Source organism: Streptomyces sp. SID486 (assembly GCF_009865385.1).
GTDB lineage: Bacteria > Actinomycetota > Actinomycetes > Streptomycetales > Streptomycetaceae > Streptomyces.
The window spans coordinates 1-495 of record NZ_WWJT01000538.1 but is presented as its reverse complement, the minus strand read 5'-3'; the positions used below and the strand labels follow the sequence as shown (position 1 = coordinate 495).

The following is a 495-nucleotide window of genomic DNA, read 5'->3' as shown; positions in this document are numbered from 1 at the left end:
GTGGCGGACGCCGGCCGCCGGCGCGACCCGGCACGCGGCGACGAGGAGGCCCACGGATGACACGCCCGATCACGGCAGGGGTGGACGGTACGCAGGAGAGTCTGGCCGCGCTGGACTGGGCGGCCCGGGAGGCCGTACGCCGGGGCCTGCCGCTGCGGGTGGTGCACGCCTGGCGGTACGCCGAGGCGCTCACCACGGCCGACCGGGAGACCCAGCGGCGGTGGGTGTCGGAAGGGGTGGCGGAGGCCGTGCGCACCGTCTCCGAGCGGCATCCCGGGCTGCCGGTCGCCACCGACGTGCTGGAAGGCTCGCCCGCGAAGGCGCTCGCCGACGCGGCGGCCGGTGCCGAGATGCTGGTGCTCGGCTCGCGCGGGCACGGGCCCGTCGTCGGGTTCCTGCTGGGCTCGGTCGGCCAGCAGGTGATCGCGGAGGCGGCCCGGCCCGTGGTCGCGGTGCGCGCCGAGGACGACGCCGCGGCGGAGGCGGCCGGCCGGG

Annotated in this window: 1 protein-coding gene; it reads left to right on the top strand. The window is 79.0% G+C overall.

Features of this window, described 5'->3' with window-relative positions; translation table 11 throughout:
- Positions 1–56: 56 nt before the first annotated feature.
- The coding region (locus GT045_RS24535) for a universal stress protein (RefSeq protein WP_161335467.1) at positions 57–495 on the top strand (439 nt) is incomplete at its 3' end.